The sequence below is a fragment of the Salinivibrio sp. HTSP genome (genome assembly GCF_003390965.1).
GTDB lineage: Bacteria > Pseudomonadota > Gammaproteobacteria > Enterobacterales > Vibrionaceae > Salinivibrio > Salinivibrio kushneri.
Genome location: NZ_PXUD01000028.1, coordinates 39,364 through 47,286 on the forward strand (window position 1 = coordinate 39,364; position 7,923 = coordinate 47,286).

The following is a 7,923-nucleotide window of genomic DNA, read 5'->3' on the forward strand; positions in this document are numbered from 1 at the left end:
GCCTTCATATTCTTACCGGAGAGAGTAGCGCGTGGCTTACTCGTCTTCCAGCTCGATGTTGATACCCAACGAGCGGATTTCTTTCAGCAATACGTTGAAAGATTCCGGCATGCCCGGCTCCATACGATGGTCGCCATCCACGATGTTTTTATACATCTTGGTACGGCCATTAACGTCATCCGACTTCACGGTGAGCATTTCTTGCAGGGTATAGGCAGCACCGTATGCTTCCAGTGCCCATACTTCCATCTCACCGAAGCGCTGACCACCGAACTGTGCCTTACCACCCAGCGGCTGCTGCGTGACCAAGCTGTAAGAGCCTGTTGAACGGGCGTGCATCTTGTCGTCAACAAGGTGGTTCAGTTTCAGCATGTACATGTAACCCACGGTTACTGGACGCTCAAACTTCTCACCTGTGCGGCCATCGTAAAGGTCAAGCTGACCTGACTCTGGCAAATCACCCAGTTTCAATAGCTCTTTGACAACCGGCTCAGGCGCACCATCAAAGACAGGAGATGCGGTTGGCAGACCATCACGCAGGTTATTGATCAACGTGCGAACTTCCTCGTCAGTCAGTTTACTGATGTCCACTTCCTGACGGGTCTCACCCAGATCATAGACCTTCTGCAAGAACTCACGGAATTTCGCCAGTTCCTGCTGCTCTTTAAGCATGCGGTTGATCTTGTCACCAATACCTTTCGCCGCCAGACCCAAGTGCGTTTCTAGGATCTGACCGATGTTCATCCGCGAAGGTACACCCAATGGGTTCAGTACCAAGTCAACAGGCTCGCCTGACTCATCGTAAGGCATATCTTCGATCGGGTTGATCTTAGAGATAACACCTTTGTTACCGTGACGACCGGCCATCTTATCGCCTGGCTGAATGCGACGTTTCACCGCAAGGTAGACTTTTACAATCTTCAACACGCCTGGGGCAAGGTCATCACCTTGAGTGATCTTGCGACGCTTGGTATCGAATTTCTTATCAAAGTCGGCTTTGATTTCGTCGTATTGCTCAGCCAATTGCTCAAGCTGGGTTTGCTGTGCTTCATCATCCAGCGTTTGCGTCAACATGGTCTGACGATCCATGCCGTCGAGCTGGTTGTCGGTATAACCGGCTTGAGAAAGCAGTGTGCGAACACGTGCCATCAGACCGCCTTCAAGGATAGAGAACTCCTCGGTCAGGTCTTTTTTGGCTTCTTTTAACTGCATTTCTTCGATTTCGAGTGCACGCTTGTCTTTTTCTACGCCATCGCGAGTAAAGACTTGTACATCGATAACCGTACCAGACACACCATTCGGTACACGCAGTGACGAGTCTTTCACGTCAGACGCTTTTTCACCGAAAATGGCACGCAGCAGCTTCTCTTCTGGTGTCAGTTGCGTTTCGCCTTTTGGCGTCACTTTGCCGACCATGATATCGCCGCCTTTCACTTCGGCACCGATATACACAACCCCTGACTCATCCAGCTTAGACAGCGCCGCTTCACCCACGTTTGGAATATCCGCGGTGATTTCTTCGCTACCCAGCTTAGTGTCACGCGCCACACAAGACAGCTCTTGGATGTGGATAGTGGTCAAACGGTCTTCCTGAGCCACTCGCTCAGAAATAAGGATAGAATCCTCAAAGTTGTAACCGTTCCACGGCATAAACGCGATACGCATGTTCTGACCCAGTGCTAGCTCGCCCAAGTCAGTCGATGGGCCGTCAGCCAGTACGTCACCTTTTGCCACTTCGTGGCCCGGCATCACGGTTGGACGCTGGTTAATACAGGTGTTCTGGTTAGAACGTGTGTATTTGATCAAGCTGTAGATGTCGATACCGGCTTCGCCTGGTACCAATTCATCTTCATTCACTTTCACCACAATACGTGAGGCGTCAACCGACTGAATGGTACCGCCACGTTTGGCTACCGCGGTCACCCCTGAGTCAACCGCTACATTACGCTCGATACCCGTACCCACTAGCGGCTTTTGCGCACGCAATGTTGGTACAGCTTGACGTTGCATGTTCGCACCCATCAAGGCACGGTTCGCATCATCATGCTCAAGGAATGGGATCAGCGACGCAGCCACGGAAACGACTTGGTTAGTCGCAACGTCCATATACTGAACATGGTCGCGTGGGTGCAAACCTGACTCACCCGTTTCACGCGCGGTGATCAGCTCATCGGTGAAAGACCCATCTTCGTTCAACGCAGCGTTAGCCTGCGCGATAACATAATGGCCTTCTTCAATCGCCGACAGATAATCAATTTGGTCCGTCACTTTACCGTCAACCACTTTACGGTAAGGTGTTTCCAGGAAGCCATAAGCGTTGCAGCGCGCAAACGCAGACAGTGAGTTAATCAGACCGATGTTCGGCCCTTCCGGTGTTTCGATCGGACATAGGCGACCATAGTGCGTTGCGTGTACGTCACGCACTTCGAAACCAGCACGCTCACGTGTCAGACCACCTGGACCCAAGGCAGAGATACGACGCTTGTGCGTGACCTCAGACAATGGGTTGTTTTGATCCATAAACTGTGACAGCTGAGACGAACCAAAGAACTCTTTCACCGCCGCAGAGATAGGCTTGGCGTTAATCAAGTCTTGTGGCATCACGTTATCGAGATCGCCCAAGCTCAAACGCTCTTTTACTGCACGCTCTACACGTACCAAGCCCACACGGAACTGGTTTTCTGCCATTTCACCCACAGAGCGAATACGGCGGTTACCGAGGTGATCAATATCGTCCACTTCGCCAATACCGTTACGGATATGGATCAGTTTACGCATCACCTCAATGATGTCTTCTTTGCTCAGTACGCCAGGTCCAGTGAGGTCGTCACGACCCAACGAGCTGTTGAACTTCATACGACCCACAGATGATAAATCATAGCGGTCTTCGGAGAAGAACAGACTCTCAAACAGTTGCTCGGCGGCTTCACGCGTTGGTGGCTCGCCAGGACGCATCATGCGATAGATTTCAACTAGCGCCGTCAGACGGTCCGTGGTGTTGTCGATACGCAAGGTATCTGACATGTACGGGCCATGGTCCAGATCATTGGTAAACAGGGTTTCGATACGTTTATGACCTGCTTGCGACAACTGCGCCAGTGTCTCCAGGCTGACCTCTTGGTTAGCCGAGACAATCACTTCGCCAGTGTCCTGATTGACGTACTCACGTGCAGAGATCTTGCCCGCAATGTACTCAACTGGTACTTCGATGTGATCAACGTTATCTTTCGTCAACTGACGGATATGACGCGCAGTGATTCGACGACCCTGCTCCACGTAGACTTTGCCATCCGCTTCGATATCAAAGCTCGCGGTTTCACCACGTAGGCGATCAGGTACCAACTCCATCACTAGAGATTTACCTTTAACTTCGAAAACAACTTTTTCGAAGAACAGGTCCAAAATCTCTTCAGTGGTGTATTCCAGCGCACGCAGAATAATCGAAGCTGGCAGCTTACGACGACGATCGATACGAACGTATACGATATCCTTAGGATCGAATTCGAAATCCAACCATGAACCACGGTATGGGATCACGCGTGCGTTATATAGCACTTTTCCTGAGGAATGGGTTTTACCCTTATCGCTGTCGAAAAAGACGCCCGGACTACGGTGCAGCTGGGATACGATAACCCTCTCAGTACCATTGATGACAAAGGTACCATTTTCAGTCATGAGCGGAATTTCGCCCATATAGACTTCTTGTTCTTTGATGTCTTTAACGGTACCAGCCGGGGCATCCTTATCAAACATCACCAAGCGCAGTTTGACGCGTAGTGGGGCCGAATAGGTTACGCCGCGAATTTGGCATTCTTTGACATCGAAAACTGGCTCACCGAGACGATAGCTAACGTATTGCAGCTCGGAATTGCCGTTGTAGCTCTGAATTGGAAAGACAGAGCGAAAGGCAGCTTCAAGACCGTATTGCCCTTCTGGATCCTGCTCGATAAAGTTCTTAAAAGATTCAAGCTGGATCGACAGCAAGTATGGCACGTCCAGAACTTGCGGACGCTTACCAAAATCCTTACGGATACGCTTTTTCTCGGTATAAGAGTAAACCATAGGGTTCCTCAGCTCGCTGATAAGTGACCCAAACTGTCCAGTACAAGGGACAGTGACTAAACAACCACCGTTTAGTGTAGGAAAATCAAAGCGCTTGCTTTGATTTTTTTTGCATGGTCAGCAGTGATAAAACGGGGTGAAAATTTCACTACTGCCCTACAGCGCAAAAAGGCCGGTGGCTTTTTAGCCACCAGCCAATGCCTTTTCAGGCTAGGAAATTAAGTATAAATTACTTAACTTCAACAGAAGCACCAGCTTCTTCTAGCTGCGCTTTAAGCGCGTCAGCTTCTTCTTTCTCAACACCTTCTTTCAGAGGTGCTGGTGCGCCGTCAACAAGCGCTTTCGCTTCTTTCAGGCCTAGACCCGTTGCGCCACGTACCGCTTTGATAACGGCTACTTTGTTCGCACCCGCTTCAGTTAGGATAACGTCAAATTCGGTTTGCTCTTCAACCGCTGCGCCTTCAGCCGCACCGCCAGCAACAACGGCTGCTGCCGCTGATACGCCGAATTTTTCTTCCATAGCTTCGATAAGCTCAACAACTTGCATTACAGACATGTCTGCAATTGCGTCTAGGATTTGCTCGTTAGTGATAGACATAACAATTCTCTTTAAAGTCAACAATAAAAGGATTAAGCAACCAAATTAAACGGGCGATTAGGCCGCGTCTTTTTGATCGCGAACAGCGGCGATAGTACGAACCAGCTTGCCGGCAGAAGCTTCTTTCAAGCCCATCATTAGGCGTGCAATTGCTTCGTCGTACGTTGGCAGTGTCGCCAGTACCTCTGGGTCAGTGATCGCGCCTTCGTATGCAGCAGATTTAACCTCAAACTCTTTGTTTTCTTTTGCGAAGTCTTTGAAAAGACGCGCAGCGGCACCTGGGTGCTCGTTAGAAAACGCAATCAGAGTTGGGCCAACAAAAGTGTCTTGCAGACACTCATACTCAGTGCCTTCAACTGCACGGCGAGCCAGAGTGTTACGCACGACTTTCATGTAAACGCCCGCTTCACGCGCTTGTTTACGTAGAGAAGTCATTGCGTCCACCGCGACACCGCGAGAATCAGCAACTACTGCAGACAGGGCTCCACTGGCAGCTTCGTTGACTTCAGCAACAATTGCTTTTTTGTCTTGAAGGTTTAAAGCCATTTGGATTTGCTCCTGGATTGTTTAACACCACTCTCTACAGCTTTGCAGAGAGAGCTTGTACGGTGCAGATCCAAGAAAGACGAGAAATCTATCATGTTCTGGCACCGTCTACGTAGGAAGATTAAGTTCGTAATGAACGCCTACGGTCTTGGACGAAGTTTGCCGAAGCAAACTCAGCCATAAAATTGTCAAGCGAGAGAGTATAAACGACTCTCTCGCTTGTCGCAATTAGTTAACGCTTGCTTCCAAAGAGTTTTGGTCAAGAGAAACACCAGCACCCATGGTTGTAGAAAGGCTAACTTTCTTGATGTAAGTACCTTTAGCTGAAGTTGGCTTCGCCTTCTTCAGTGCCACCAACAGCGCTTCCAGGTTTTCTTTCAGGCTGTTCGCGTCAAAGTCTACTTTACCGATAGTGGTATGAATGATGCCATTCTTGTCGTTACGATAACGAACCTGACCTGCTTTCGCGTTTTTAACCGCTTCAGCAACGTTAGGGGTGACCGTACCCACTTTCGGGTTTGGCATCAGACCACGTGGGCCTAGGATGGTACCTAGCTGACCAACAACGCGCATTGCGTCTGGTGAAGCGACGACGACGTCAAAGTTCATTTCGCCTTTCTTCACTTGTTCAGCAAGATCTTCCATACCGACGATATCCGCACCGGCTTCTTTCGCCGCGTCAGCGTTCGCACCTTGTGTGAACACAGCAACACGGATGTCACGCCCTGTACCGTTAGGCAGTACGGTCGCGCCACGAACGTTTTGATCTGATTTACGAGCATCGATGCCAAGGTTGACAGAAACGTCAACACTTTCAACGAAATTTGCAGTCGCCAGTTCCTTCAGTAGAGCAACGGCTTCGTTGATGTCGTACTCTTTGGTGACATCAACTTTTTCGCGGATTACGCGCATGCGCTTAGTCATTTTAGCCATTGTCTTAACCCTCTACGTTCAGGCCCATTGAACGGGCAGTACCCGCAATGGAGCGTTTCATCGCTTCGATGTCCGCACCGGTCATGTCTGCCGCTTTGGTTTCTGCGATCTCTTGGATCTGCGCGTCAGTCACGGTACCCACTTTTTCAGTGTTCGGACGACCTGAACCAGATTTCACGCCTGCCGCTTTCTTAAGAAGAATCGCCGCTGGTGGAGTCTTGGTTACGAAGGTGAAAGAACGGTCACTGTATACAGTGATAACAACAGGAGTTGGTAGACCTTTCTCGATAGATTCGGTCTTCGCGTTAAACGCTTTACAGAACTCCATGATGTTCACACCGTGTTGACCCAGAGCAGGACCAACCGGTGGCGATGGGTTAGCTGCACCCGCTGCAACTTGCAGCTTGATGTAAGCTTCTACTTTCTTTGCCATTATTCAATTACCTTATTTTGGGTACTGACGTCTATCTTGCGATAAACTCCCCGTTTAACAAAAGGGCGCGAAATTATAGTCAAATTTCGCGCCCTTGCCAACCGTTGATGATGCTTTTTTGATCAGGTTTTTTCTACCTGGCCAAACTCAAGCTCAACTGGGGTTGCACGGCCAAAGATTGAGACAGACACCTTAAGGCGGTTCTTGTCATAGTCCACTTGCTCGACAACACCGTTAAAGTCTGCAAACGGTCCTTCTGTGACACGCACCACTTCGCCGGCTTCAAACACGGTTTTGTGAACCGGAGACTCACTCGCTTTTTCGAGGCGATTGAGAATAGAGTCTGCTTCTTTATCAGAAATAGGTGCTGGGCGATCTGAGGTGCCACCAATGAAACCCATCACACGTGGCACACCACGTACCAAGTGCCAAGATTCATCGTTCATCACCATTTGGACGAGCACATAACCTGGGAAGAATTTACGCTCGCTCTTGCGACGTTGCCCCTGGCGCATTTCAACCACTTCTTCGGTTGGCACCAAGACTTCCCCGAAATAGTCTTCCATTTCGTGCATTTTGATATGTTCGCGCAATGACTGCGCTACACGGCTTTCAAAACCAGAGAAAGCCTGGACCACATACCAACGTTTTTTGGGAGCTTCGCTCATGTACTTTTACCTCACACGCCAGTGATTAGGCGGACTAGACGGACCATGATTCCGTCAACGCCCCACAAGATGAGCGCCATAACGACAGTAACAGCCAGAACGATGAGAGATGTCTGTAAAGTCTCTTGGCGGGTCGGCCAAATCACTTTACGCACTTCCATACGCGATTCGCGTGCAAACGTGATCGCAGCTTTTCCTTTCATCGTGAGTGCAGCAACACCACCGGCAGCGGCAACCAGTACCACCACAGCAGCAGCTCGCACTACCACAGACACGTCACTGTACAGGCTATTCCCTATCACGGCTGCGGCCAATAGGACAAAAACAACACCCCATTTAAGGATGTCCATCGAACCGGATTGGGTCTCAGCGTTCGCTTTCATACATTCTACCTGTAACAAGTCTACATAGACGGCAGTGCCTTTTCAGCCATCCACAATCAGTGTTTGGCAAAGGCACATGGTGATCATAACGCCTCAATAAAGCTCGATACGATCACTAAACTCTGCGCTTGCTAACAACTACTGGCTAAATTCACACCAGCAGGAGCGTCAAACGCAGAAAAAGGGCATCAAATGATGCCCTTTTTACTAGTGTTTCGTCAAATCATTATTCAATGATGTTAGCAACAACACCAGCGCCTACAGTACGGCCACCTTCACGGATAGCGAAACGTAGACCTT

General features: G+C 49.7%; 7 protein-coding genes and 1 pseudogene. All 8 read right to left on the reverse strand.

Features of this window, described 5'->3' with window-relative positions; all coding sequences use genetic code 11:
• Positions 1 to 36: 36 nt before the first annotated feature.
• Positions 37 to 4,062 carry a DNA-directed RNA polymerase subunit beta gene (gene rpoB / locus C7A19_RS06075; protein ID WP_069361559.1) on the reverse strand — a complete coding sequence of 1,342 codons (4,026 nt, stop codon included), beginning with the start codon at positions 4,060 to 4,062 and terminating at the stop codon, positions 37 to 39.
• Positions 4,063 to 4,291: 229 nt separating this feature from the next.
• Entirely contained in the window at positions 4,292 to 4,660 is a 369-nt protein-coding gene (gene rplL, locus C7A19_RS06080; protein ID WP_069361560.1) for a 50S ribosomal protein L7/L12, read from the reverse strand.
• A 57-nt stretch (positions 4,661 to 4,717) separates the two neighbouring features.
• Positions 4,718 to 5,206 carry a 50S ribosomal protein L10 gene (rplJ, locus tag C7A19_RS06085; protein ID WP_069361561.1) on the reverse strand — a complete coding sequence of 163 codons (489 nt, stop codon included), beginning with the start codon at positions 5,204 to 5,206 and terminating at the stop codon, positions 4,718 to 4,720.
• A 228-nt stretch (positions 5,207 to 5,434) separates the two neighbouring features.
• A complete protein-coding gene (rplA, locus tag C7A19_RS06090) occupies positions 5,435 to 6,139 on the reverse strand; it encodes a 50S ribosomal protein L1 (protein ID WP_069361562.1) in 705 nt (234 codons plus the stop codon).
• Between the two features lie 4 nt (positions 6,140 to 6,143).
• The gene (gene rplK, locus C7A19_RS06095) at positions 6,144 to 6,572 is read right to left on the reverse strand and encodes a 50S ribosomal protein L11 (RefSeq protein WP_046074509.1); all 429 of its coding nucleotides are present in this window, start codon (positions 6,570 to 6,572) and stop codon (positions 6,144 to 6,146) included.
• Positions 6,573 to 6,694: 122 nt separating this feature from the next.
• The gene (gene nusG / locus C7A19_RS06100; protein WP_025744447.1) at positions 6,695 to 7,240 is read right to left on the reverse strand and encodes a transcription termination/antitermination protein NusG; all 546 of its coding nucleotides are present in this window, start codon (positions 7,238 to 7,240) and stop codon (positions 6,695 to 6,697) included.
• A gap of 11 nt (positions 7,241 to 7,251) precedes the next feature.
• Positions 7,252 to 7,623, reverse strand: a complete 372-nt coding sequence (gene secE, locus C7A19_RS06105) for a preprotein translocase subunit SecE (RefSeq protein WP_025674747.1) — start codon at positions 7,621 to 7,623, stop codon at positions 7,252 to 7,254.
• 226 nt (positions 7,624 to 7,849) lie between these two features.
• Positions 7,850 to 7,923 (reverse strand): annotated as a pseudogene (locus tag C7A19_RS06110) (elongation factor Tu); the annotation flags it as partial.